This window comes from Phytopseudomonas straminea (assembly GCF_900112645.1).
Lineage (GTDB): Bacteria > Pseudomonadota > Gammaproteobacteria > Pseudomonadales > Pseudomonadaceae > Aquipseudomonas > Aquipseudomonas straminea.
This window is the reverse complement of record NZ_FOMO01000002.1, coordinates 363952-388686: the sequence shown is the minus strand read 5'-3', so window position 1 is coordinate 388686 and position 24735 is coordinate 363952. Positions and strand designations below refer to the sequence as shown.

The window sequence follows — 24735 nt, the reverse complement described above, 5'->3', positions numbered from 1 at the left end:
GGAAGCCGGACAGTATACCGGGTTATTGCGGCAAAACCGTGATGGATTGCCGCAATTTGCCGCTTCGGCTCAATTAGCCGGCCAGACCTACATAAACGTTCTGCACGTCGTCGTGGTTGTCGATGGCCTCCAGGAAGGCTTCGACTTCTTCGAGCTGCTCGGGTGTCAGGCTGGTGACCGGGTTCTTCGGGCGGTAGCCGAGCTTGGCCGAGTTGACGGTGAAACCTTGGTCCGGCAAGGCGCGGCTGACCAGATCTAGGTCGGTCGGCTCGGTGATGAACAGGGTGTTGCCTTCGTCGGCCTCGTCGAAATCCTGCGCACCGGCTTCGATAGCGGCCAGCTCAGGGTCGGCGTCGCTGTCGCTGGAGGCCTCGATCAGCCCGACATGGTCGAAATCCCAGGTTACCGAGCCGCTGCTACCCATCTGACCCTTGCGGAACAGCACACGGATCTCGGCCACGGTGCGGTTGACGTTGTCGGTCAGGCACTCGACGATCAGCGGCACCTGATGGGGGGCGAAACCTTCATAGGTGGTGCGCTCGAAGTTCACCGTCTCGCCGCTCAGACCAGCGCCTTTCTTGATCGCGCGGTCCAGGGTGTCCTTGGGCATCGAGGCTTTCTTGGCCTGGTGGATGGCTAGGCGCAGCTTGGGGTTCATATCCGGGTCGGCGCCATTGCGTGCGGCGACCATGATTTCCTTGACCAGGCGGCCGAAGATCTTGCCCCTGGCGTTGGCGGCGGCTTCTTTAGGTTTGGCTTTCCACTGGGCGCCCATGTCTGTTCTCTCGACTATGCGGATAATGGCGTGGCGCAGCCTTCAGGTGACCGGACAGGCTGTGCGACGAATTGCGGTGGCAGATTTTAATCGCTTGGCGTCGGCCTGGCACCCGGCAAATCGCATTTAAGCGGCAGGCATCGCTGCGAATTGCCCGGAGGAACCGGGCAATTGGGCGTTGCGAAGGGGGATCAGGGCGACTGGGTCAGCTTGTCGACCAGTTCAAGCGCCTTCTCGAAGGAGGGGTAGCCGCTCTTGGCAACGTCCAGTTCGGCGTAGTCGGCGCGGTATTCTTCGGCGCGGATCGGGTCGGCTTCATCGACCAGGTAGGGCTGCGACCAGATGCGATACAGTAGCGCCACGGCGTAGGGCTGCTGCTTCTCGGCAGCGGCTTCCAGCTTGGCCAGCACTTCGTCGGTCTGCGGGCCTTCGCGGATCATCAGAATCGCCTGGTAGAACTCCACTTCGCCGCGCTCGTCCTCGCTCGCCGCGCGGCGCAGCAGGGCATTGGCCAGCTCGTGGCTTTCCATATCGCCGGACATCACCAGCATCTTTGCCTGCAGCATGTCGTTCTGATAGAGCAGCTGACGATCGCGGCAGCTGTCGCCCGTCATCGGTTCATCGCAGGTGGTTGATGAAGTGGCGCAGCCCGCGAGCAGCATGCTCAGTAGCAGGCAGCCAACGCCATGTCGGCGGTCAATCATAAAAAATCCCCAGGCAAATCTGATGTATCGACCCGCGCGCCGTCTTCAGGTTCGCCGCGTCGTTGTTTTCCAGGCATGTTTTGTTAGCTCAGCGCAGCGCTTCGACCGCCGCGCCAATGAAGGCATAGGTTTCCATTTCCCGCTCGTCCATTTCCGGCTTCGGCCAGGTGCTCCAGATTACCGCCACGACCTTCTCTTTGGGATTGATATACAGGAACTGGCCAAAGATACCCTGGGCCTCGAAGACACCGCCGTCATGATTGGGCAGCGCTGCGGCTCCTGTCGGGAACAGCCACCACTGGTAGCCATAGCCCAGGGCGTAGTCGCCGTCGTACAGTTTGCCAGGCTCCAGGTGCGAGCCGGTGGGTGCACGAGTGGCGTGTTGTAGCCAGCCGGCCGGCAGGATGCGTTCGCCATTGATGACCCCGTCATCGAGGATGAACTGGCCGAAGCGGCCATAATCACGCAGCGTTGCCGACAGACCGCTGCTGCCGATTTCCTGGCCGGCACGGCTGTCGAGCTGCCAGAACGCATCGCGTTCCATGCCCAGGCGCGCCCAGATGCGCTCTGACAGATAATCGCTGGCCGTCATGCCGGTCGCCGCATGAACCAGTTCGCTCTGCAGGTGCGATTCACCCGTGCTGTAGTTGAAGGTGGTGCCGGGTGCCTGCGCCTTCTTCAGTGCGGACATCTGCTTGAGCAGCGCGCCGGGGTCGTTGGCCAGTTGCAGCTCGAACATGCGGCGCCGGTCCGATTGCGGGTCGCGATAGGTTTCGTCCCAGGCTACGCCGGAGCTCATCTGCAGCACCTGCTCGACGCTGACGCCGTCGTAGGCGCCGCCCTTGAGCTGTGGCAGATAGCGGGTGATCGGGTCGTTCACGCTGGCAATCTTGCCCTGCTGCACCGCAGCGCCGACCAGAGTCGAGGAAATCGACTTGACCACACTGAAGGACGTCCAGCGGGTGCTGGCGTCGTTGCCCATGGCGTAGCGCTCCAGGGCCACCTTGCCGTCCTTCAAAATCAGCAGGCCGCTGACTTGATTACGCTGCATGAACGCTTCTACACCCAGGCGCTGCCCATCTGCAGTGTATTGCACCGGCACCTCGCTACGCCTTGGCAGCGGCAGCACTTGGGCGCCGCGGTGCACTGTACGGGTGTAAAACAGCTCGTCCATGTTCCGGTAGGTTCCGGCCTGATACGCCGGCGGCAGCTCGTAGAGATCCTGGGCGCGGCCGATGCGCTCCGGCTTGTCGGCAGGCGTCGATGGGCTGGCACAGGCGCCTAGCAACAGGGCGATGGCGGCTGGGAGAAGGGCAGTGCTGCAACGCTGCAAAGTGGTCACGAGGCGTCCCCGGTGCGTGGTCGATGGCTCAACCATAGCCGATAACTGCGGCCGATAGCGCACTTGCAGCACAGCCGAGAGGTTGAACTGTCGTTTGCGGGCGCGGCTCTACACAGCATCTAGCACGCTGAAGGAGAGCTTCATGGAACTGCCCAACAAAGACCTCGGTACCCTGTTCGAGCAACTGGGCCTGCCGTCCGACCCCGCCAGCATCGACGCCTTTATCGCCAAGCACTATCCGCTGCCCGATGACGTGAAAGTCTCCGAGGCGCCTTTCTGGAATCAGGCCCAGGCCGCTTTTCTCAAGGACGAATTGCTGGAGGACGCCGAATGGGCGCCGGTGGTCGATGAACTCAATGTGCGTCTGCACGAGAACAAACTGGCGTAAGGCCTTAGGCCTTTTATTCGGTTGAGCTCAGGCGCTGCAACTCGCGCCTGACCATCGCCGCATATTCCGGCGGCGAGAGCTGGTAAAGCTCGCTGGCCACCCAGGTCAGCCAGCCGGCGCCGCGGCTGGCGCGCTGCTCCAGCAGGCGCTGGGCATCGGCGATGGCTTGCTCGGCACGTTGCTGGTGGAAGTCGGCACGGCTCATGATGGTTCTCTGTCTCGCGGAGCAAAGCGCTTATTGTCCCTGCCGCCAGGTGCTTGGTAAACCGAGCGCTGCGCGTTAGGCTCGCGGCTTGTATGCCTGATCGAGAGCCCGAGGATGCCAGCAGCGGTGAACTTCAAACAGCGAATTTGCGCGTTGCGCCCTGGCGATCAGGCTGGCGGCGATGTCGATCTGCTCTATGCCTTCGAAAGCGACCGCGGGCGGATCATCAACTCCGCGGCCATTCGCCGTCTGCAGCAACGCACCCAGGTGTTTCCCCTCGAGCGCAACGCGGCGGTGCGCAGCCGCCTGACCCATTCCATGGAAGTCCAGCAGACCGGGCGCTTCATCGTCCGCACGCTGTACGCCCAGCTCGGCGAGCGGGCTGCGGACTACGGCCTGGACGACTTGCAAGGCGCTCTGGAAAGCCTGGTGGAAATGACCTGCCTGATGCACGACATCGGCAACCCGCCATTCGGGCATTTCGGTGAGTTCGCCATTGGCGAGTGGTTCGAGCGGGCTCTGGATGGGCTGTTCGCCGTGGCCGTGCCGCAGCACCAGGCCAATCCTGATCTGCAAGCCCGCATGCGCGCCGACCTGCGCAATTTCGAAGGCAACGCCCAGGCGGTGCGACTGGTGGTCAATCTGCAGCGCCTACGCCTGACCTACACCCAGACCGCCGGCTTGCTTAAATACTTGCGCCCGGCCTACCAGCCCAGGCCCGGCAAGGGCACGGCCGGTGCCTACCTGAACAAGAAGCCCGGCTTCTATCTGTCCGAAGAATATTTTGTCGCCGAACTGCAGCAGGCGTTGGGTCAGGCGCCGGGGACCCGTCATCCGGTGGCGTACATCATGGAGGCCGCCGACGACATCTCCTATTGCCTGGCCGATATCGAGGATTCGGTGGAGAAGGGCATCCTCACCGTGACCGAACTGGCGCCGCTGCTGGTGTCCACGTTCGAGAAGCTGAAATCCCCGGACACTCCGATTCCCGGCTCCAAGCAGTCATTCCGGGGGCTGGTCGAGCAAGCTCTCGAGCGCTATCACCAGGAAGAGATCAACAAGGCCGGCGAATTCTTCGTCAAGTTGCGCGTCAGCATGATCCACCCGCTGGTGCAGCACGCGGCGCGGCAGTTCATCGACAATATCGACGCGGTTCACGCCGGCACCCTGGACCGCGCGCTGATCGAAGACGACAGCCTGCCTCACGCCATCGTGCAGACCTTCAAGGACGTGGCCATGGCGCGGGTGTTCTGTCACCGCGAGGTGGAAACCCTGCAGTTGCAGGGGCACCGGATCATTCAGGGCCTGCTGGACAGCTACGGTGCGCTGCTACGGGTGGATGCGCAGACCTTTGTCGAGCTGACCGAAGGCAACTGCCGCCGCGAGGCCTATCTGCAGATGCTGGTGCGCCGCCTGCCAAGCCAACTGATCAAGGCCTATCGCCAGGCTGTACGTGAGTGCGGCGAAGCGGATCGTGCCGCCTGGGAGTTCTACCACCGGTGCCGATTGGTGCAGGATTTCATTAGTGGCATGACCGATCAGCATGCCCATGACGAATACCGCACGCTGTCTGCGCTTTAAGTGCGTCAGGTGTTCTTCCAGACCAACTGCAGTCCGGCCAGCAGCATGCCCAGCCGGGCGATGCGGTAAAACCAGGTGTGGTTGATCCGTGACTGCAGCCACAGGCCCGTCCATACACCGAGCGGCACGATGGGCGCGAGCATCAGGCTGAGCAGTAGGTTCTCCTGGCTGAACTGACCAAGCCAGGTGTAGGGGATCAGCTTCATGGCGTTGGTGAGCAGGAAGAACATATTGATGGTGGCCACGTAGCGCAGTTTTTCCAGCTGCTGGGGCAGCAGGTGCATCATCACTGGCGGTCCGCCGGCGTGGGCGACGAAGCTGGTGAAACCTGCCACCGAGGACAGCGCCAGGCCGCGCCTGGGTTGCAGCGGTCGCGGCGCCGGGTCGCTCTTGAGCAGCCCCAGCATCACGAAGGAAATGGCGATCAGGCCGATCAACAGACCAATCAGATTCTCGTTGAGCAGCCCGAAGGTCAGCGAACCGATGACGATGCCGATCACCGCGCCGGGCAGCATGACCTTGAGGTTGGCCACGTCCCACTTGCCCCAGTAGGCCTTGAGCCCGACCACGTCGGCCAGGCAGAGGATCGGCAGCATCACTGCCACCGCCTGCATCGGCGAGGTGGCCAGGGCCAGCAGGGGCACGGCGATGCCGCCCAGCGCACCGCCGAAGCCGCCCTTGGACAGGCCGGTGAGAAAGACCGCAGGAATGGCGAACAACAGCAGGTCAGCGAGGGTCATTGCAGGAGGGCTCTTTCAGCGAATGCGCAGCGTAGAGGCTGTCGCCGCTGCCTCGCAAGCCAGCCGAGCATCATCAGCCTATTCAGGAGCGTCTGTCTCATGCCCGATTTCCAGCACCCCAGTCTCGATCTCGATGCCCGCTATACCTTCGCCAAACGGGTGGCGCTGGAAGCTGCCGAACGGGCCATGACCTTCTACGTGCGGCGCAGCGACCTCACTGTAGAGCACAAGGACGGCGATCTGCAGGATGTGGTGAGCATCGCCGATCAGCAGGTCGAGGCATTTATTCGCGGCGAACTGGCCGAGCATTTTCCGGAAGACGGCGTGGTCGGCGAAGAGGGCGGTAGCGCCGGCCTGCAAGCGCGCTGCATCTGGGTGATCGATCCCATCGACGGCACGGCGTGCTTTCTCAACGGCCTGCACAACTGGTGCGTGTCCATTGGCCTGCTGGTGGACGGCGAGCCGTTGCTTGGCGCCATTGCCGATCCCAATCACGGCGAGCTGTTTCATGGCTTCGTCGGACGCGGCGCCTTCGTCAACGACACGCCGTTACAGGCCCATGGCGCCGGGCATTTGTGCGAGGGCTTGGTCGGCGTTGGCACCACCCATCGCCCTGGCAAGGAACACTTTCTGCCATTTCTGCACGGCCTGCTCGATACCGGCGGTATGTTCGTGCGCAACGGCTCCGGTTCGCTGATGACCGCCTACGTCGCCGCCGGCCGGCTGATCGGCTACTACGAAACCCACCTGAAAAGCTGGGACTGCTTGGCTGGCCTGGTACTGGTGCGCGAGGCCGGCGGGCGCAGCAACGACTTCCTGCGTGGCGACGGTTTGCTCGCCGGCAATCCCTATCTGGTGGCGGCGCCCGGCGTTTACGAACAGCTGTCGGTACTGGTCGGGCCGTCTCTGGAAGCGCCCTGATTCAGTCCGGGTTGAACTCGGCGAACACCTGCTCGCCGGTCAGTTCGCGGGTCTGATTGGCGAAGCAGTAATAGGGTGGTCTGGATTCGACGAAGATCTGGCTGTCGAACTGCCAGTCACCGTGGTCATCGAGCAGGCCCACCGGCACTGCATGGTGGCCGTTGCTTTTCAGACGATAGAACAGGTGGGTGCCGCATTGGCCGCAGAAGCCCCGCTGGGCCCACTCCGACGAGTCGTGGATGCGCACCTGCTGCTCTCCACTGAGCTGCGCCAGTTCGCCTTCGGCGACCAGCAGCGGGCCGCCGCCCCATTTGCGGCAGGTCGCGCAGTGGCAGGCGCTGACGCTGGGGCTGGCGATACGCAAGGTCAGGGTGACGGCGCCACACAGGCAACTGCCATGTCGATCGAGATTAGCCATGGACGTGCTCCTTGAACGCGGCCGGTGCGCTTGCCAGCCTCAGGTGACAGGGGAGGCCGCCTCGACGACCTGGTGGATGAACTGCAGCTTGCCGACCACCGCCGCAGAAAGCACGAATGGATAGAGATCCTTGTGGCCCATGCTGCGCGCCAGCTCGTTGAGCATAGCGGCCAGTTCGATCCAGGCATTGATGAAGCGCAGGAACTCGTCGGCCTTCGGGTCGTGCGGGTCTGACAGCGCAGCGCCGGTGAACGGTCGGAACTCCAGTTCCACGTCGCCGGCGCGCATGCCGAAGCTCAGAGCGGTGTCCAGGGTGTCCATCATGTGCAGGTAATGGGCCCAGGTTTCCGCCCAGTCTTCCCAGGGATGCATGGTGGCGTAGGCACTGACGAACGATTCCTGCCAGTCGGCTGGTGCGCCCTGTTCGTAGTGGCGTTGCAGCGCGGCGCCGTAGTCGGCGCGCTCATCGCCGAACAGCCGGCGGTAGCCGTTCAGCCAGGGTGTACCGGCGACCAGCCGATCCCAGTAGTAGTGGCCGACTTCGTGGCGGAAGTGACCGAGCAGGGTGCGATAAGGCTCGTGCAGCTGAATGCGCGTCTGTTCGCGCACGTCGTCATCCGCCTCGGCGATGTTCAGGGTGATCAGACCGCGGGCGTGACCGGTCACCGGCGGTTGGCCGCTGAGGTCCGGGCCAAGAAAGTCGAAGGCCAGGCCGCGTTCGGTATCCTGGTGCTTGCTGATCAGCGGCAAACCCAGATTGAGTAGTTGCGCCACCAGGCGGCGCTTGGCGATTTCCAGGCGCGCCCAGCGCTGCTCGTTGCCGGATATCGACAGGTCGGGAATGGTGCGGTTGAGCTGGCAGGCGATGCACAGCTCGCCCGCGCTGTTGTGCGGCAGCAGCCAGTTGCAGCCGGCGGCGCTGTGCAGATTGGCGCAGCGCCTGTAGCGCCGGGTATCTCCGTCGATTCGCCAGCTGTGCGGGCCTTCACCGGCGTGCAGCGTGACCACCTGGCCGCGCTCGGGCTCGTAGCCCAGCGGCGACTGGCAGGCCAGGCACTGGCTGTTGCGAAAGAAGATGGGCTGGCCGCAGGTGCATTTGCCAAGGGCTTTCTGGCTGGGCGAGCGGGATTGGATGGCTGAGTCGCCAATGCGTAGGCCAAGGGCCTGGAAGAACCGGTTCATGCGAAGGCCTCACCCATGCTGACTACCGCAGCGATAGAGTGGCGTGCAGGGGCGGCGGTTCAGGGTTTTCGGCGAGAGGGGGCGGGGAGTGGAGAGAAGCCTGGCACCGGGCGGCACCAGGCGGGGGGTGTGAATCAGTCCTGGCGGCTGGTCACTTCAAGCAGGTGGTAGCCGAACTGGGTCTTCACCGGACCCTGCACCACGTTGACCGGGGCGCTGAATACCACGGTGTCGAATTCCTTGACCATCTGGCCCGGGCCGAACGAGCCCAGATTGCCGCCGTCACGGCTGGACGGGCAGCTGGAGTTGTCTTTGGCGACCTGGGCGAAATCGGCACCGCCTTCGATGGCAGCTTTCAGTTCGTTGCACTTCTCTTCGGTGGCAACCAGGATGTGGCGGGCAGTGGCTTTGGCCATGGGGAAACACTCCGTTCAAATGAGCTGCCGAGCCTACCGGATTGGCCCCATGAGTCAAATCGAGTGCGTTGCCGTTCGAGGGTGCCAGTCTTCGCGCAGGCTTTGCACCACATGCTCGATGAAGGCGCGCACCTTGGGCGTCAGATCAACGCGGTCGCGCACGCACAGGTAATAGTCCAGCGGCTCGATCAGCGCCTGGCTGCCAGCGTCTTCGGGCACCCCGAACAGCGGTAACAACTGCCCGCTCGCCAGCAGCGGCTCGGCGACGAAGGCCGCTAGGCGGGTGATGCCGCCGCCATTGACCGCCACCCTGGCCAGCACGTCGATGTCGTCACTGACCAGCGCCACGCGAAGCGGCGCGTCGAAACGCACGCCGTCGCGCACGAAGCGCCAGGGCATTAACCGTCCATCCACCGCGACCTTGAAGGCCAGGCAATCGTGCTGGCTGAGTTGTTCGGGCGCGCGAGGCGTGCCGGCTTTCTGCAGATAAGCCGGCGAGGCGCAGTAGATCGACGGCACGCTGGCGATATGTCGGGCCACCAGGCCGTCTTCAAGCTGTTGGGGAATACGGATGCTGATATCCACCGATTCCTGAATGTGGTTGACGCTGCGGTCGGTGGTGCTGAGTTCACAGGCGATGCGCGGGTAGCGGGCGGCGAAGGCCGGCAGCATTGCCGCCAGCACATACCGGCCAAAGGCGGCGCTAGAGGCGATGCGCAGGCGGCCCTGGGGCTGGTCGTGCTGCAGCGTGGCGTTGCTGCGCGCCAGCTCCAGATCACGCAGCACGTTGCGGACCTGGCTGAAATACAGCTCGCCACTTTCGGTCAGGGCCAGACTGCGGGTGGTGCGGGTCAGCAGGCGAATGCCCAGAGACGCTTCTAGTCGTGCGATGTTCTGGCTGGCTGCCGCCGCGCTGATGCCCAACAGACGCGCGCCCGCGGCAATGCTGCCGCTCTCCACCGCCTTCACGAAACTCTCGATGCCGCGCAGGGTATCCATAGTCGAGCTTTCTATTGGTAGCTGGATTGATAAGGTTTGCTTGGAACTGACCTTACCTGTGGGCGGCTACTCGGGGCAATGCGGCGCGTCGATAATCGCCGCCTCGCCACCCCTGGCTCTACACCGCTACCTGATAAGGATTTTTCCATTGCCCGATTCGACCCTGAATACCACCCGCACCAGCTGGAAGCTGCCGGCCAAGCTCTCGCCGATTGCTTTCGCCTTCTTTATGTCCGGGATTATGGCTTTTCTCATGTGCCTGGTGATCACCGCGACCAATCGCGGCTTGAGTGACGGTTACCTGAGTGCGGTGCTGGAAGCCTATCGGCTGGCCATGCCCGTAGCGTTCGTCTGCGTGATGGCCGTTCGGCCGGTAGTGGTGCGCCTGGTCAAATTGACGGTGAAAAGCTGATGCGCGGAGTGTGAGATGTATCCAAAAATGACGAAGCGTTACCAAATGATTCCGTGATGGATGGTAGGCTGTCACATCCGAATTCAGCCGATCCCATGGAGTTGCAGATGTACTACAAGGAGTTGTTATTGGCCGGCCTGCTGGCCACCGCCGTCCCGCTGAGCTGGGCCGACCAGGCGCCGCAAGCTTCGGATGCCCAGGAAAGTGCCGCTCAGCAAAGCCCCGTCGAGGCAGACGAAAGCGAGTACATGAGCGAGGAGCAGTTTCTCGACAGCCTCAATTTCCGCAGCGGCAAGGTGGTGTTGGGCGGCAATCTGGCGACCCTCAATCTGCCGGACAACATGGTGTTCCTGGACGGCGACGACGCCGAGCGCGTGCTGGTCCAGGCCTGGGGCAACCCGCCGGACGAGAAGCCGCCGCTGGGCATGATCCTGCCCAAGGGCGTTTCGCCGCTGGCCGAGGAGTCCTGGGCGGTGACCGTCGAGTACGAGGAAAGCGGCTACGTGTCCGACGAGGACGCTGCCGACATTGACTACAACGACATGCTCAAGGATCTGCAGGAGAGCGCCAAAGAGGACAACAAGTGGCGCGCTGAAAACGGTTACGAGCCGGTCTCCATCGTCGGCTGGGCCTCGGCACCGCACTACGATGCCGAGGGCAAGAAGCTGCACTGGGCCAAGGAAGTGAAGTTCGGCGACAGCGACGAGCACACCCTCAACTACAACATCCGCGTGCTGGGCCGTAAGGGCGTACTGGTGCTGAACTTCATCGCCGGTATGCACCAGCTGCCGCAGATCGAGCAGAACGTGCCCGCGGTCCTGGCGATGACCGATTTCAATGACGGTAACCGTTACGCCGACTTCAACCCGGACCTCGACAAGGTCGCCGCCTACGGCCTTGGCGCGCTGATTGCCGGCAAGGCGGCTGCCAAGGTCGGCCTGTTCGCCGCGGCCCTGGTGTTGCTGAAAAAGCTGTGGATCCTGCCCGTGCTGCTGATCGGCTGGGTATGGCGCCGCATCACCGGCAAGAAGTCCGAGGCGCAGTCAGCGCCGGTCGAGCCCCAAGTGCAGCCGCAGGCCCCGGCCGAGCCGGCGCCGAACGAGGTGCCGCCGAAGGTGTCCAGCGTGATGGATCTGAACAACACGCCTGACGACAAGCACAAGTAACGCCGTCGTCAGAATGAAAAAGCCCCGGCATCGACCGGGGCTTTTTCATGTCATTCGGGCAGGAACATCGCGATGGCGATGAACAGCCAGAGCAGGATGCCGGGTAGCATGCACAGCCAGTTGGCCAGGCTGAAACGGCTGTTCTGCTCGCTGGCGCTGTCACCGCTGGCCAGGTTGGCCTGTTGCTGGATGGTTGCCAGCGGCCAGGCTGTGACCAAGGTCGCCGCGATCAGCAGCACGATGTCCAGTATCGGATGGCCGAAACTCTCAACGCGGGAGAGGCCGTTACCGACGAAGACCATGATGATGTACGTCCAGGCGACGGCGGCGTATTTCCACTCGCCAAGACCCTTGGCCTGCAGCTGGCTCTGGATCAGTCGGCATAGCGAATGGATGAAGAAGATATGAAAGATCGAGCGCGCGGCGGGGCTGATCTTCTTCGGCAACATGGTGGCCCGCTGGCGATCCCAGTGCTTGTACGCCCAGTAGATCGAGTAGAAACCGAGGGTGAAGAAGTACAGCAGGTACAGCTTGCGGGTAGAGGTGACGAAAAAGGTGTCGCTGGCGCGCTCATGGGGCAGGAGATCGGCGCTTGGGGTCTGATAGATATTGTCCATTCTGGTGTCTCGCAGGCACTTTCTGAGTGCTATGGCTAGGCGTTCGCCAGGCGAACGGCTCCTCCAGGAGCGCGAGAGATTTTACCGGGTATTTCCAGAATGTGGCGTGACACGAGCCTTGGAAGGTGGGCCATGGCGGCCCACCGGGTAAGGTGCTCAGCAGTAGGTGTCGAGCAGTTCCTGCTTCTGGGCGCGCGGGCGGGCCCAGTCGTGCTGCAGGGTGCGCAGCACGTTGCCGATGAAGTCCCGGTCAGCCGCGGCGCGGCGGCCGACGTAGCCCTGGCCGCGGCGGTAAGTGCGCAGGCGGGTGCGCATGTTGGGGCGCTGGTTGACGAATTCGTCCTCCGGCTGGTCCGCCGGTACACGGTCGATACGGACTTCGCCGGTTTCGCAGACCCACAGGATGTGGTTGTGCAGACTGTCCTTGTGCTGGGAGAACAGTTGAGCGAGTTCGTCGATAGTCGGTTGCTGATTCAGGTTCATGGCGCTTACCCCTTCATTCTCTGTCTAGGGCGACCGCTTGAGCGCGGCCGTCAATGCCTGTGGCGTTTGAGTGCTGCCGACCAGCGTGTAGTGATGTGTGAATATCGCTACGCCGTGGCGGCTAACCGAGGTCGAGGATGCGGGGGAGAGTGTGGCGAAGACGGGATCGGATGCGGGAGATCGACTGATCAGCCACAGGCATCATGACAACGTCTCGCTAACGCTCTCGTCCTTGCAGGACGCTCGACTTCATCAATCTGCCTTGTGGGCAGTACATATCGTGGAACGCTCGGCTGGTATTACCGAGCTCGCCCAAGTGCCCTTGTCAGGGCTCCCATCAGGGGAGGCGAGCTCATCATGCAAAAGCGCAAAGGGACCGTCAATACTTTTGTAGTGATTTATTTTTACCACTACAAGAAATCTTTAAAGCCTCTGCGAAGCGTCTGGTACGCCGAAAAATGACCCTCCGGTCAACCGGCGAAGAGGCGCCCGTCGCGCTCGCGCTGGGCATCACGCTGCATCGATTCGAGGTTCTTCTCGATGGTCTCGCACAGCGCGTCCATCTGGATCTGGTGCTCGCTTACCTGGAACGGGCTCTGCAGGTCGCTACCGACCCGCTCGATGGCCAGCAGCATGAAGCCGACCACGGTCGAGGCCAGCGGTGTGTACCACTCCAGAGTCTCGACCAGACCGATGGGCACGATCACGCAGAACAGGGTGATGAACAGCCGCGGGAAGTACACATAGGGGTAGGGCAGCGGGGTATTGGCGATGCGCTCCAGGCCGCCCTGGCAGTTGGACACATCGACCAGCGTGGTTTCCAGGCGCGCCAGGCGGATGCTGTCCAGGCGACCGGCCTTGTACTCGCTGGCGATGATGGCCGCCGAGCCGTTGAGGATGTCGTTGGGGAAATTGTTGGTGGTGCCGCGCCGATCGAATTCCTCGGCGGACACGAAGGCACGCACTTCGTCATCGCAGGGCTGGTTGCGCAGGCTGGCGGACAGGCAACGCACGTAGGCTACGTGGCGGCGCAAAAGAGCAGCCTTGACCGGATTGCCGTCATCCTTATCGTCGATCAGGGTCAGCACCTGGCGGGCGAAGCTGCGCGAGCTGTTGATCAGTGCACCCCAGATGGTGCGCGCCTCCCACCAGCGGTTGTAGGCGCTGGTGTTACGAAAGCTGATCAGCACCACCAGCGCCGAACCGAGCAGGGTCAGCGGCATGGTTGGCAGGCTGATCTTGCGGTCGAGAAACAGCATGTAGTCGACCGTGACGATGATGTCCCAGATCAGCAGCCAGAACAGCGACCAGCCGACGTAGCCGAAGGTCTTGAGCAGGTAGCGATAACCCCGGTTGAAGGAATTCATCACGTGGAGTTCTCCGCGGGCAAGGAATGCGAAAGCGCAGAGGTTCGGACGTGGGGCCGGTGGAAAGGTTCGCCAGGTGCCGCCAATCAGCCGTGCTGGCGCGCACTGGCCAGCGCGCAGAAGAGTTCGACGTACTGGCGCGGCCCGCCGGCGAAGAGGGTGTCCAGGCGCAGCGGATCCTCGGCATCGGTGATGCCTGCCAGCGCCGGCCAGGGCTCGCTCGGGTGGGCTCGCAGATAGGCGGCATCCATGCCGGGGCGCTGCACTTCGCCCCGGCTGCTGTCGATGTACAGCACGCGGTTGTCCTGCCCGAATGCCTCGCCCAGTTGCTGCACCAGGGTAAGAAAGCCACGGTCGCTGCCGCCGCGCAGCCACTGGGTGCTGCCATCGTCAGCCGTGACGGCGGTGCTGGTCAGGGTATCGCCAACGCCGACCAGACGGGGCATGTGCTGCGGTTCGAAGCGTTCGACCGCCAACTGCAGCAGCGCCTCTAGGCTGGTCGGCGCCTGGCGCACGTTGAACGCTTCGCCCAGCGGATAGACGCCGGTGCGCTGGCCGTAATAGCGATTGAGGATCACCAGCACGCCGGCTTCCTTGATGGAGCCGCGCAGCATCAGTTGCAGATCGGTGGTGCCGGCTGCTGTGCCTTGCGCTGGGCGCAGGCGTTCGCGACCCTCGGCATTACGGCCAAGGTTGGGTGCGTAGTGCACGAAGAATGACTGCGCCAAACCCTGGGCGGCGGCCTTGTCGAGCAATTGCTGCAGGAGCGCGGCGCTATCGGTTTGCAGGCGCGCATAGAGATCCGGCCGCTCCTGCCAGTGATGATGGAAGGCGTTGAGGTTGAGCGTCGGCGATACCGGGTTGTCTAGCACGCTGCTGGCCAATAGAGGCTCGATATCGCGATCCGCCAGCCTGTAGGGTGCCTGTCGCAGCAGGCTTTGCAGCGCTTCGCTGAGCCAGACGGGTACGGCGGCTAGAAACGCCAACTCCTGGTCGCTTACGCCCGGGCGGGAGAGGCGCCCATGGCGATCCTGCAGCTGTACGCCACCAGCTGCCAGCCCGGGCAGGTAGAGACCCTGTTCCTGGCAACGTTGCGCCGAGCCGAGGGCACGCTCGACCAGGCTGTTCACACCGCGGCTACCGATATGTTCGCCATTGGTCAGCACCTGGAAATGACCATCCAGGTCGCGAGCGGCCTGCAGGTAGGCGGGGTTCAGCGTGCGGGTGAGGGGATCGCGCACCAGGTCCATGCACACACCATCCAGATCCTGGATGATCAGCAGGTTTTCGGTGCTGATGAGGCTGTCGAGCAGCGTAGAAGGGTCGAGCGAGTAAGCGGTTTCGGTCACAATCATGGCGCCCGAGTCTAACGCGGTTTTACCCGATGGGGCGATTGCCTGAAGCATTTGGCTCAGGCGGTTGTCCATCATCAGATTGGCAGAGCGGATCGAGAGGATGCACGGATGAGTGATTCACCCAAGCGGGTTCGGCAAATCGTTACGGCAGCGCTGCTGCTTTGCGCGAGTGCCGCGGGGACTGCGATGGGCGATGAAGCCGACCAACTGGCCAAATTGATCAACACCTATCGTGAGGCGGGGCAGGGCTGTGGCGGGCAAGCCAGCCCAGCTGCTGGCCCGCTGGCGCCGGATCGGCGCTTGGCCGCGCAGCAGGTCAATTCTTCCGAGCAGCTGCAGCAGGCGCTGCAGCAGGCCGGCTACCAGGCTGAAGCCGTGCAACTGATCCGCGTCACCGGCCCGAATACGCCGCAAGCGGCCATGACCATGCTGCAGCAGTCTTACTGCAAGCAACTGCAGGATGCGCAGTTCGCTGATATCGGCGTGCGCCACGAGGGCAACAGTTGGCAGGTGGTGCTCGGCCGCGCGCTGTTGCCGGCGCGCCTTGGCGACTGGCAGGAGGAGGGCAAGGCGATTCTGGCGGCTGTCAACAAGGCCCGTGGTACGGCACGGCAATGTGGCGACCAGCCCTTCGATGCCGCCGAGCCGCTGACCTGGAACGATGCCCTGGGTCAGGCCGCCCTGGCCCACAGTCGCGACATGGCGATGAACAGCCTGTTCAGCCACCAGGGCAGCGACCGCAGCCTGGTCGGCGCCCGCGCCACTGCCGCAGGCTACGACTGGACGGTGATCGGTGAGAACATCGCTGCCGGCCAGGGGCGCGCCCAGCAGGTGGTCGAGGGCTGGCTCGCCAGCCCGTCGCACTGCTACAACCTGATGAACCCGGACTTCCGGGAAATGGGCGCGGCCTACGCCAGCAACCCGCAGAGCCAGGCTACCATCTACTGGACTCAGGTGTTTGGGGCGGTGGGGCGTTCTGGGCTTTAGGTGGGCTTGGCGATCTGGCGGCGGTGGTTAGCGCGAATCTACGCCTGGCCATCACTTGTGGGAGCCGCTGCCAATACCGGTTTCTTGTTGATCGTCAGATCTGACGATCACTCAACAGCGGCGGCATCGGGCAATCCAGGGTGTCGGCCACTGCGCGCATCAGCTCCGCTTCACCGGCACTGATGCGTCCGTCGTGCTCGATGCAGCGGGCCATGGCCTTGAGCAGCTGCGGCTTCTGCAGTGGCCGCATCTGGTTAAGGCGGTTGAGCGCATCGTTCAGTTCGTTGATCCCCGCTTGGCGCTGTTCGGCAAAGGGCCGGTCGGTGAATGGCAGGGTGCTCCAGGCGGCCTGGAAGGCTTCGTCGGCGGCCTGCTCGCTGGTATTGCCGGCTCGCGCCAGGGCTGCCAGCAGTACGCAGCTTTCATTGCCCAGCGCGGCCAGCGGCAGACGACCCTGCACGGGGCGCTGCATGCCCAGGTTGCGCTCGACGATGCGTAGCAGCGCCCACTCCATGAAGCCCAATTGCCCGGTGCTGATCAGCAGGGTGCCGATATCGCGCTTGAGACTGACGAAATCCTGTGGCTCGAGTTGCTTGAGCGCGGGGATGGCCAGCTCCAGCAGCGGCAGGCGACGCCCGGCGGGCAACTGCTGCAGCGGCTCGGCCAGTTCCTGCAGACGGTCGGCCAACAGCGGTGGCAGGTTGGCCTGCATCCAGCCGAAGCGTTGCTGGCGTGTGGCCTGGTCCGGGCCGAGCAGCAGGCCGTAGAGAATCGTCAGTGCACCGTGGGGATCGTGGGCGGCGTCGCGCAGACGATCATCAATCTGCGCAAGGCTTTCACGCGCTTCTTCCAGGTGCAGGGGGTGGGGGTCGCCGATGCTGGCGATGGCCGCGCTCGCCGCGGCGGCGCTGAAGTTTGCGGTAGCCGGTTGTTGAGGCACGGCGGGCTTGGTAGGTGCTTCGAACACTTCATCGCCCAGCACCACGCCGTTCCAGTGAGGGTCGATACGGCGAATGCGCTCTTCCAGCGGTGGGTGGGTGGCCATCATCTTGCTCAATGCCAGGCCCTGGCCGAAGTACATATGGCTGTACTCGGCGGCATGGCTGGCTTCCAGGCGCGAACCGCGGCCGAGTTTCTTGAGAGCACCGGCGATGCCGCTGGGGTTGCGGGTGTACTGCACGGCCGAGGCGTCGGCGAGAAACTCGCGCTGGCGGCTGACCGCGGCCTTGATCAGGTTGCCGAAAAAGGTGCCGGCGTAGCCGATCACCAGCAATGCCAGGCCTACCACCATGACCAGCGCCACGACGTTGCCGCGGCCCTTGTCATCGGAGCGGCTGGAGGTGCGAGTGGCGCCACTGTTGCCGACGCCGCGCATCAGCAGCTCGCCGATCAAACCCAGTAGCAGAATGCCATGCAGCACCGCCACCAGGCGAGTATTGAGGCGCATGTCGCCGTGCAGGATGTGGCTGAATTCGTGGGCGATCACGCCCTGCAGCTCATCGCGGTTGAGCCGTTCAATGGCACCACGGGTGATGCCGATCACTGCGTTCTCAGGTCGCAAGCCGGCGGCGAAGGCGTTGATGGCAGGCTCTTCAAGCAGGTAGACGGGCGGCACCGGAACACCGGCGGCCAGGGCCATTTCCTCCACCACGTTGAGCACCCGTTGCTCGCGCATACCTTCGGGCTTGAGGTTGAGCAGGCGCCCGCCGAGGCGCTCGGCCACCACCTTGCCGCCGGCACTGAGCTGTGACGCCTTGAATGCCCAGCCCAGCAGCACCACGCCGACCACCACCGCGGCCACGCTGAGCAGAAGTTCCCTGCTCATCGCCTGTAGGCCGTAGTTGCCGTATTGGTAGACCTGCCAGGCGATGGCGATCACCAGGGTGGTACTGACCACCAGAGTCACAACCGCCAGAATCAGCAGGATCACCAGGCGTGAGGTATTACGCCGGGCCCGATCCTGATGCTCGAAGAAATCCATCCGCTAGGCCCCTGTACTCAGAAGGAGACTTTTGGTGCGTCCTGAATCGCCGCGCTGTCGGCGAACTCCAGCAGGGCAGCATCGCTGCCATGGCCGAAGGCACCGGCCAGCACCACTGGCGGGAAGCTCTGGCGGTAAGCGTTATAAGCGGTGACCGCATCGTTGTAGGCCTGGCGGGCAAAGGCCACCTTGTTCTCGGTGCTGGACAGCTCTTCGCTGAGCTGCTGCATGTTCTGCGAGGCTTTGAGGTCCGGGTAGGCCTCGACCGTCACATTGAGGCGGCCCATGGCGTTCTTCAGCGCGCCTTCGGCATTGGCCAGCAGATTCATGCTCCGGGCATCGCCCGGGTTCTGCGAGGCCTGCTTGAGGCCGTCAACCGCGCCGTTGCGCGCCGCGATCACCGCTTCCAGGGTTTCGCGCTCATGGGACAGATAGGCCTTGGCGGTTTCCACCAGGTTGGGGATCAGGTCGTAGCGGCGCTTGAGTTGCACTTCGATCTGCGCGAAGCCGTTCTGGTAGCGATTGCGCAGGGCGACGAGTCGGTTGTAGACGCTGATCACGTAGAAAACCACCACGACCAGTACGGCGATGATGATAAGGGTTGAGATATCCATGAGATGTCCCTATCGGTTGGTAAACGTTGCCGCATGGTAACGGAAAGTGCATCGTGTCGGGCGTGCCATGGCTGCCGGGCCTGCCTGGATGTGCGGTGGTTCCGGTTACTGTCCGTCGCCCTTGTTCGGGGCGAGCGCCAGCATCTGCACGGTCAGGCGCGGCGTGGCCAGGCTCAAGCCGGACTCGTCCAGATGGCGCTTGAGCGCCAGGTTGAAGGCCCGCGACACCTCCCACTGGCGTATCGGCGCGGTCTTGAAGCGCGCGCGCAGCACCGCGTTGCCGGACTCGAAGCTCTCCACGCCCTGGATTTCCAGGGGCGACCAGATGTTGCGACGCATCAACGTGTCGTTGCGCAGTTCGGTGGCCACTTCGCGCAACAGCTTGATGGCGTCGTCGATGTTCATGTCGTGGGGCACCGCGACGCGGAAGATGGCGTAGCCGAACTCGCGCGAGTAGTTCTTGATGCTCTTGATCTCGCTGAACGGGATGGTGTGCACGATGCCGTCGATGTCGCGCAGGCGCACGGTGCGGATGGTCAGGCCCTCGACGGTGCCCAGATGGCCGCCGACGTCGACATAGTCGTCGATGGCCAGGGAGTCTTCGATGATGATGAACAGGCCGGTGATCAGGTCGGCCACCAGCGACTGCGCACCGAAGCCGATGGCCAGGCCGATCACCCCGGCACCGGCCAGCAGCGGGGTGACGTTCACGCCCATGTTGGCCAGGGCGACGATGGCCGCGATGATGAAGATGCTGACGAACAGTACGTTGCGGATCAGCGGCATCATGGTCTGCGCGCGGGCGTTGGTCTGCCCCTTGCGCGAGCGGGTCAGGGCGTGATGCACCGCGGTGTCGGCAAGAATCCACACCAGCCAGCCACAGGCCAGGGTAGCGCCCAGGCCGACCAGCTTGAGACTGATTTCGTGCCCGCCGCCCTCGGCGAAACCGATCAGCGATAGCCCCCACACACGCAGGCCCAGTTCGAAAAACACCAGCCACACAGCCAGGCTGAGCATGGTGTGGAAGAAGTTGCGAAAGCGCTCGAAGTAGGCGGCATGCCGGCGGTGGCGCGAGCGGGGCTTGAACAGCCGCCGGCGGATCAGACCGTTGATGACCATGCAGGTGACCAGCAGCACGGTGCACATAAGCGACTGGCGAAACGCCGTGCTGGTGTCGCCGGCCGATACGAAGGTTGCTGCCAGGGAAATCGCTACCAGGGCCAGGGCCGGCAGGTACCAGAAGCTGCCGAGCAGTTCCACGGTCTCGCTGATGCCACGCTGGCGCAGGCGTCGCGCCAGGGGCTGGTTGCGCATCAGGTGGGCGATGGGGCGGCGGAAGCGGATGATGAACAGGCCGGTGCACAAGGCCGCCAGCACGTTGGTCAGCGTCGCCGTGGTGTGTGCCAGGTTGCCGCCGAGGCTGGCGACCAGGCGCGGATCGTTGAGCGCCTCGCCAAAGGCGGCGAAGCTGCCGATCAGCCACAACGGGCGAAAGGCGCGGCGGCGCAGGATGTTCAGGGCGGTGCGCCGGTGCGGGCCGTCGAGCAATGAGAAGGCGATCACGCAGATCGCCGAGAAGCAGGTGCCGACCACCAGCGCATAGGCCAGCACCATGGCCAGATCGCGGCCCAGGGAAGCCGGTAGCACGTAGCTCAGGTAGCCGGTGATCAATAGCGCAGCGAACCAGGGGCCGAGTTTGCGCAGGGCGAAGCGCAAGAGATCTGTGGGGCGCGGGTTCTGCGGCAGCTCCTCGGCCAGGCCGAAGCGCAGGCGTACCTGGTGGCTGAGCGCCCGTAGCCCGAAGGCCAGCAGGCTCCACACGCCGATGATCAAGGCGAAATTGCTGATCAGCGCCAGGCGCTCGCCGGCTTCGGGCAGTAGCGCCGCCAGCTCGCTGCGGCTGCGCGACAGCTCCAGCTGCCAGCGCGCTAGCGGGCTTTGTTCGCCCGAGAACTGGCTTTCGATGTCCGTCAGTGCGTTGCCGATCAGCCCCAGTACGCCGTCGCGGCTTTCGGGTTGGGCCTTCTGGGTGGTGTCGCGCAGGGTTTTCAGGTCATTGAGCAGCTGCGCACGCTGCTTGTCGTTTTCCAGGGACTGGATCACTTCATCCAGTGAGCGATCCAGCGGCTGATCCGCCTGGGGCTGCGTATTGCTGGCGTTGCCGGTGTTGCCGAACAGCGTGGGGATGCCCGCCGCCTGGGCAGAGGAGCAGGCCAGCATCATCAGGAACAGCAAAAGCAAGGGATGCAGCAGGGCGTGGAAGCGGATCACGCGCGAATTCTCCGTCACGCGGGTGAGTGCCGGGGCGGCGCCGAGCGACGCCGCCCCGGGCTCAGGCGTAGTTTTCCGGGCTGAGACGGCGCTCGACCAGCTCGATGAGGATATGGATGACCTTGATGTGCAGCTCCTGGGTGCGGTCGGCGAAATCGCCGCCCGGCGCACAGATGCACACGTCAGCCAGGCTTTCCAGCAGCGAACCAGGCTTGCCGGTCAGGGCGATGACCTTGATGCCCAGTGACTTGGCCGCTTCGGCGGCCTTGACCACGTTGGGACTCTTGCCACTGGTGCTGATGGCCAGCAGCACATCGCCCTCGCGGCCGTGGGATTCCACGTAGCGCGAGAAGATATGGTCGTAACCGAAGTCGTTGGCCACGCAACTGATATGGCTGGCGTCGCTGATCGACACCGCGGCGATGCCCGGGCGGTTCTTGCGATAGCGTCCGGTGAGTTCCTCGGCGAAGTGCATGGCATCGCACATCGAGCCACCGTTGCCGCAGGAAAACACTTTGCCCTTGGCCTCGAAACTGCTCACCAGCAGGTCGCCGGCGCGCTCGATATTGGCCAGCGTCTGCTCGTTGCCGATGAAGGCGTCGAGGGCGCGCTGGGCTTCGATCAGGCTATTGCGGATATGTTCGATCATGGTCGCCTCAGGGCAGGTCATGGCTGTTGTAGAAGGCGCCCAGCACTTTCACCAGGTGCGCCAGGTCCTGGCTGCCGGCCAGTTCGCGAATCGAGTGCATGGCGAAGGTCGGCAGACCGATATCCACGGTACGCACACCGAGCTGGCTGGCGGTGATCGGGCCGATGGTCGAGCCGCAACCCATGTCGCTGCGGGTCACGAAGCTCTGTACCGGCACTTCGTTTTCCAGGCACAGGTGGCGGAAGAAACCGGCGGTTTCGCTATTGGTGGCGTAGCGCTGGTTGCTGTTGATCTTGATCACCGGGCCAGCATTGAGCTTGGGCCCATGATTGCCGTCGTGCTTGGCTTCGTAGTTGGGGTGCACGCCATGGGCGTTGTCGGCCGACACCAGCAGCGAACGCTGGATGGTACGCACGAAGTCGTCACCCTGGGGCAGCACGCGGCGCAGCACCTGCTCGAGCATCGGGCCATCGGCGCCGCACGCCGAGCTGGAGCCGACCTCTTCGTGGTCGGTGCAGACCAGCACGCAGGTTTCCTCGTCACCGGCGTCGAGCAACGCCTGCAGGCCGGCGTAGCAGGACAGCAGATTGTCCAGACGCGCACTGGCGATGAAATCCTGGTTCAAGCCCACCACGGCGGCGCTCTGGGTGTCGTAAAAGCTCAGCTCGTAGTCGAGCACCGCATCGGCGTTGAAATCGTGCTCCATCGCCAGCTGCTCGCTGAGCAGGGCGCGGAAGTCGGCACCCTCGGCGCCAGCCAGCTGGGCGAGGATCGGTGGCAGCTCGTTCTGCGCATTGATCGCCCAGCCCTGATTGGCCTCGCGGTTGAGGTGGATGGCCAGGCTGGGAATCACGGCGATCGGCTGGTAGAAGTCGATCAGCGCGCTTTCCACCTTGCCGTCGCGGCGGTAAGTGACGCGGCCGGCCAATGACAGGTCGCGGTCGAACCAGGGGGCCAGCAGCGCGCCGCCGTAGACCTCGACGCCGAGCTGGAAGTAACCCTGACGCTCCAGCTCCGGGTTGGGCTTGACGCGCAGGCAAGGGCTGTCGGTATGGGCGCCAACCAGGCGCACGCCGCCTTCGACCGGCGAGCGGGTGCCGAGCTTGAAGGCGATGATCGAGGAATCATTGCGGGTCACGTAATAACGGCCACCGGCTTCGGTGTACCAAAGCGCGCGCTCGTCGAGCTGGCGGTAACCAGCGGCTTCGAGGCGCATTGCCAGGCTGCTGGTGGCATGAAACGGTGTAGGGGAGGCGTTGAGAAAGTCGAGCAGGCCTTGATTCAATTCTTCGCGCATGGGGCACTCCGGACGGCAATGTGCCGAGTTTATCGGATTTGCCCGCGGCGCTGTTGGCGTTTCCTTGCCGGCGGCATGCGCTTGGTAGCCCGGCGCCGAGCGAAATGACAACCAGGAGCGGTGCGGGCCAGGGCATATTGATGGGCTTGCGCCTATGCGGCCCGGCCCATCCTAAGGCCCGTGTGCGAGATGTCGCGCGCATGGCGCGCTCCCACAGGGTGAGGCTCGGTACTTGCCGGACCTGCTTCGTAGGGTGGGCGCAGCCAGCCCTGCCTACGCCGCGATGGCCAACAGGCTCAGGATCTGCCCGTCCAGCTCCGCGTAGTAACCCCCTAGCTCGCTACCGGCCGGCCATTCTTCGCCAAGGTCGATAATCAGGCGCAACCGCGCGGTTTGCTGAGCTGTGTCGAGGCTGAGAAGCTCGGCATCCTGAAAATAGAAGCGCGTGAGCACCAGCGGATAGAGCGCCTTGAACAGGCTCTCCTTGAGCGAGAAGGTCAGGCTGATCCGCCAGGCGCGCTGCTCTGGGCTCAAATCGGCTATCCGCACCAGCTCATCGGCGGTGAGAATCTCGCCCACCAGCCGCTCGGCGCGCTCGCTAGACAGCAGCCGCTCGACGTCCAGGCCCAGCCCTCGCCAATGCCGTGCGGGCGCGACGATGGCGGCGGCCCAGCCCTGGCCATGGGTGATTGACCCACTGACCTGTGCCGGCCATTGCGGCGCCCGGTCTTCGCCGACCGCCGGCACGCTGGCCACGCCGGTGACTCGATACAGCGCTTCGCGCGCGCATACACGCCCGGCCAGATGCTCGGCCTGGCGCTTGGCAACGCCGCGCACCAGCGGCACACCAGCGGCGGTGTAATCACCTTCGTCGAGTCGGCCGGGATCGAAATGGGTGCTGATCAACTGTACGCCGGCCAGTGGCTGCGTGAACGGCCAATGATCGTCTAAAGGGCTGCAGCAGCGGGGCAGGTGAGTCTCAATCATGGCCGGCATTCTGCCGCGCCGGCCGGCTGCTTACCAGCCGGATAGGTAGCACTGCTGGGCTGGTCATCTGACTGCTGCAAATGAACGTGTACAAGGCAGTAGTCGGATCAGACCCATCGTTCAGGTGAGGTTCAGCGAGGGTTCAGGAAGGGTTCAGTGGCTGGCAGGCAGGATGATTCTCGAGTTTTTCATTAACCCACTGCCATTCGAGAGGCATCTCCATGAAAGCGACTCTGACCAAACTGGCTCTGGCAACTTCCCTGGTATTCGGCGCTGCAGCCACCGCTCATGCCGACAACAACTTCGCCGGATTCACCTGGGGCCAGACCAGCAACAACATCCAGAAGTCCGACGCGCTCAATGCCAACCTGGGCAACCCGAACTTCGACAGCGTCATCAACAACGAAAGCACCTGGGGTATCCGCGCCGGTCAGCAAAATGATGCCGGCCGTTATTACGGCACCTACGAATACATCTCCGGCAGCAACAATGGCCTCAAGCTGCGTCAGCAGAACCTGCTCGGCAGCTACGATGCCTTCCTGCCGCTGAACGAGAACGGCACCAAGCTGTTCGGCGGTGGCACCCTGGGCCTCGTCAAACTGGAGCAGAACAGCTCTGGTGTCTCGCGTGACAGCAATGTCGGGTATGCTGCCGGCTTGCAGGCGGGCCTGCTGCAGGAAGTCAACGAAAACGCCTCCATCGAAGGTGGCTACCGTTACCTGCGCACCAACGCCAGCACCGAATTCGCACCGCACGGCGAAGGCAAGGTCGGCTCGCTCGATCTGCATAGCAGTGGTCAGTGGTATCTGGGTGCCAACTACAAGTTCTAAGTCTTGTCTGTAGAGAGTCCGGGTCGTCCGATGGGCGACCCGACTTCA

The 24735-nt window shown here is 63.7% G+C and carries 26 protein-coding genes; 7 read left to right on the top strand and 19 right to left on the bottom strand.

Annotation, left to right across the window (positions count from 1 at the left end):
* Positions 1-73: 73 nt before the first annotated feature.
* From BM279_RS05975 to BM279_RS05965, 3 genes are all read right to left on the bottom strand, one after another.
* A complete protein-coding gene (locus BM279_RS05975) occupies positions 74-775 on the bottom strand; it encodes a YebC/PmpR family DNA-binding transcriptional regulator (RefSeq protein ID WP_093501886.1) in 702 nt (233 codons plus the stop codon).
* A 191-nt stretch (positions 776-966) separates the two neighbouring features.
* The gene (locus BM279_RS05970) at positions 967-1479 is read right to left on the bottom strand and encodes a hypothetical protein (RefSeq protein ID WP_093501884.1); all 513 of its coding nucleotides are present in this window, start codon (positions 1477-1479) and stop codon (positions 967-969) included.
* An 88-nt stretch (positions 1480-1567) separates the two neighbouring features.
* Positions 1568-2812 (bottom strand): serine hydrolase domain-containing protein, encoded by a 1245-nt coding sequence (locus tag BM279_RS05965; RefSeq protein WP_425272674.1) that lies wholly within the window; start codon positions 2810-2812, stop codon positions 1568-1570.
* A 151-nt stretch (positions 2813-2963) separates the two neighbouring features.
* On the opposite strand from BM279_RS05965, the gene BM279_RS05960 reads away from it, so the two are divergent.
* Positions 2964-3209, top strand: a complete 246-nt coding sequence (locus BM279_RS05960) for a DUF2789 domain-containing protein (RefSeq protein WP_013792056.1) — start codon at positions 2964-2966, stop codon at positions 3207-3209.
* A gap of 13 nt (positions 3210-3222) precedes the next feature.
* On the opposite strand, the gene BM279_RS05955 is transcribed toward BM279_RS05960, so the two are convergent.
* Positions 3223-3414 (bottom strand): hypothetical protein, encoded by a 192-nt coding sequence (locus BM279_RS05955; RefSeq protein WP_093501879.1) that lies wholly within the window; start codon positions 3412-3414, stop codon positions 3223-3225.
* A gap of 114 nt (positions 3415-3528) precedes the next feature.
* Here BM279_RS05955 and dgt point away from each other — a divergent pair, with 114 nt between their 5' ends.
* Positions 3529-4995: a dGTPase gene (gene dgt, locus BM279_RS05950; RefSeq protein WP_093501878.1), complete on the top strand. Its 1467-nt coding sequence runs from the start codon at positions 3529-3531 to the stop codon at positions 4993-4995.
* Between the two features lie 5 nt (positions 4996-5000).
* Here the strand turns inward: dgt and BM279_RS05945 are convergent, their stop codons facing one another.
* Positions 5001-5735 (bottom strand): sulfite exporter TauE/SafE family protein, encoded by a 735-nt coding sequence (locus BM279_RS05945; RefSeq protein ID WP_093501876.1) that lies wholly within the window; start codon positions 5733-5735, stop codon positions 5001-5003.
* A gap of 99 nt (positions 5736-5834) precedes the next feature.
* Between BM279_RS05945 and BM279_RS05940 the strand changes: the two genes are divergently transcribed.
* Positions 5835-6656 carry an inositol monophosphatase family protein gene (locus BM279_RS05940; RefSeq protein WP_093501874.1) on the top strand — a complete coding sequence of 274 codons (822 nt, stop codon included), beginning with the start codon at positions 5835-5837 and terminating at the stop codon, positions 6654-6656.
* A gap of 1 nt (position 6657) precedes the next feature.
* On the opposite strand, the gene BM279_RS05935 is transcribed toward BM279_RS05940, so the two are convergent.
* The 4 genes from BM279_RS05935 to BM279_RS05920 all read right to left on the bottom strand — a co-directional run bounded on the left by BM279_RS05935 (position 6658) and on the right by BM279_RS05920 (position 9671).
* On the bottom strand, positions 6658-7074 hold the full coding sequence (locus BM279_RS05935; RefSeq protein WP_093501872.1) for a GFA family protein: 417 nt from the start codon (positions 7072-7074) through the stop codon (positions 6658-6660).
* Between the two features lie 39 nt (positions 7075-7113).
* The gene (locus BM279_RS05930) at positions 7114-8256 is read right to left on the bottom strand and encodes a zinc-binding metallopeptidase family protein (protein WP_093501870.1); all 1143 of its coding nucleotides are present in this window, start codon (positions 8254-8256) and stop codon (positions 7114-7116) included.
* Between the two features lie 134 nt (positions 8257-8390).
* Entirely contained in the window at positions 8391-8672 is a 282-nt protein-coding gene (locus tag BM279_RS05925) for a peptidylprolyl isomerase (RefSeq protein WP_070886824.1), read from the bottom strand.
* Between the two features lie 54 nt (positions 8673-8726).
* The gene (locus BM279_RS05920; protein ID WP_093501868.1) at positions 8727-9671 is read right to left on the bottom strand and encodes a LysR family transcriptional regulator; all 945 of its coding nucleotides are present in this window, start codon (positions 9669-9671) and stop codon (positions 8727-8729) included.
* A 148-nt stretch (positions 9672-9819) separates the two neighbouring features.
* Between BM279_RS05920 and BM279_RS05915 the strand changes: the two genes are divergently transcribed.
* Both BM279_RS05915 and BM279_RS05910 read left to right on the top strand, forming a co-directional pair.
* A complete protein-coding gene (locus BM279_RS05915) occupies positions 9820-10083 on the top strand; it encodes a DUF2798 domain-containing protein (RefSeq protein ID WP_093501866.1) in 264 nt (87 codons plus the stop codon).
* Positions 10084-10190: 107 nt separating this feature from the next.
* Positions 10191-11249, top strand: coding sequence for a DUF2167 domain-containing protein (locus BM279_RS05910; protein WP_093501864.1), 1059 nt, complete (start codon positions 10191-10193; stop codon positions 11247-11249).
* Positions 11250-11299: 50 nt separating this feature from the next.
* Here the strand turns inward: BM279_RS05910 and BM279_RS05905 are convergent, their stop codons facing one another.
* The 4 genes from BM279_RS05905 to stpA all read right to left on the bottom strand — a co-directional run bounded on the left by BM279_RS05905 (position 11300) and on the right by stpA (position 15071).
* Positions 11300-11866, bottom strand: a complete 567-nt coding sequence (locus BM279_RS05905) for an MFS transporter permease (protein WP_093501862.1) — start codon at positions 11864-11866, stop codon at positions 11300-11302.
* A 156-nt stretch (positions 11867-12022) separates the two neighbouring features.
* On the bottom strand, positions 12023-12349 hold the full coding sequence (locus tag BM279_RS05900; protein WP_093501860.1) for a hypothetical protein: 327 nt from the start codon (positions 12347-12349) through the stop codon (positions 12023-12025).
* Between the two features lie 470 nt (positions 12350-12819).
* Positions 12820-13716 (bottom strand): bestrophin family protein, encoded by an 897-nt coding sequence (locus BM279_RS05895; RefSeq protein ID WP_093501858.1) that lies wholly within the window; start codon positions 13714-13716, stop codon positions 12820-12822.
* Positions 13717-13802: 86 nt separating this feature from the next.
* On the bottom strand, positions 13803-15071 hold the full coding sequence (stpA, locus tag BM279_RS05890) for a glucosylglycerol 3-phosphatase (protein WP_244154124.1): 1269 nt from the start codon (positions 15069-15071) through the stop codon (positions 13803-13805).
* A gap of 108 nt (positions 15072-15179) precedes the next feature.
* Here stpA and BM279_RS05885 point away from each other — a divergent pair, with 108 nt between their 5' ends.
* Positions 15180-16058, top strand: a complete 879-nt coding sequence (locus BM279_RS05885) for a CAP domain-containing protein (RefSeq protein ID WP_093501856.1) — start codon at positions 15180-15182, stop codon at positions 16056-16058.
* Between the two features lie 94 nt (positions 16059-16152).
* On the opposite strand, the gene BM279_RS05880 is transcribed toward BM279_RS05885, so the two are convergent.
* The 6 genes from BM279_RS05880 to BM279_RS05855 all read right to left on the bottom strand — a co-directional run bounded on the left by BM279_RS05880 (position 16153) and on the right by BM279_RS05855 (position 23866).
* A complete protein-coding gene (locus BM279_RS05880) occupies positions 16153-18039 on the bottom strand; it encodes a M48 family metallopeptidase (protein WP_093501854.1) in 1887 nt (628 codons plus the stop codon).
* A 17-nt stretch (positions 18040-18056) separates the two neighbouring features.
* Positions 18057-18653, bottom strand: a complete 597-nt coding sequence (locus BM279_RS05875) for a LemA family protein (RefSeq protein WP_093501852.1) — start codon at positions 18651-18653, stop codon at positions 18057-18059.
* Between the two features lie 105 nt (positions 18654-18758).
* Entirely contained in the window at positions 18759-20876 is a 2118-nt protein-coding gene (locus tag BM279_RS05870; RefSeq protein ID WP_093502518.1) for a mechanosensitive ion channel family protein, read from the bottom strand.
* A 109-nt stretch (positions 20877-20985) separates the two neighbouring features.
* Positions 20986-21573 carry a D-sedoheptulose 7-phosphate isomerase gene (gene lpcA / locus BM279_RS05865; RefSeq protein ID WP_093501850.1) on the bottom strand — a complete coding sequence of 196 codons (588 nt, stop codon included), beginning with the start codon at positions 21571-21573 and terminating at the stop codon, positions 20986-20988.
* A gap of 7 nt (positions 21574-21580) precedes the next feature.
* Positions 21581-22870, bottom strand: a complete 1290-nt coding sequence (locus BM279_RS05860; RefSeq protein WP_093501848.1) for a M18 family aminopeptidase — start codon at positions 22868-22870, stop codon at positions 21581-21583.
* Positions 22871-23143: 273 nt separating this feature from the next.
* Positions 23144-23866, bottom strand: a complete 723-nt coding sequence (locus tag BM279_RS05855) for a 4'-phosphopantetheinyl transferase family protein (RefSeq protein ID WP_093501846.1) — start codon at positions 23864-23866, stop codon at positions 23144-23146.
* A 212-nt stretch (positions 23867-24078) separates the two neighbouring features.
* On the opposite strand from BM279_RS05855, the gene BM279_RS05850 reads away from it, so the two are divergent.
* On the top strand, positions 24079-24687 hold the full coding sequence (locus BM279_RS05850; RefSeq protein WP_093501844.1) for an outer membrane protein: 609 nt from the start codon (positions 24079-24081) through the stop codon (positions 24685-24687).
* Positions 24688-24735: the final 48 nt, after the last annotated feature.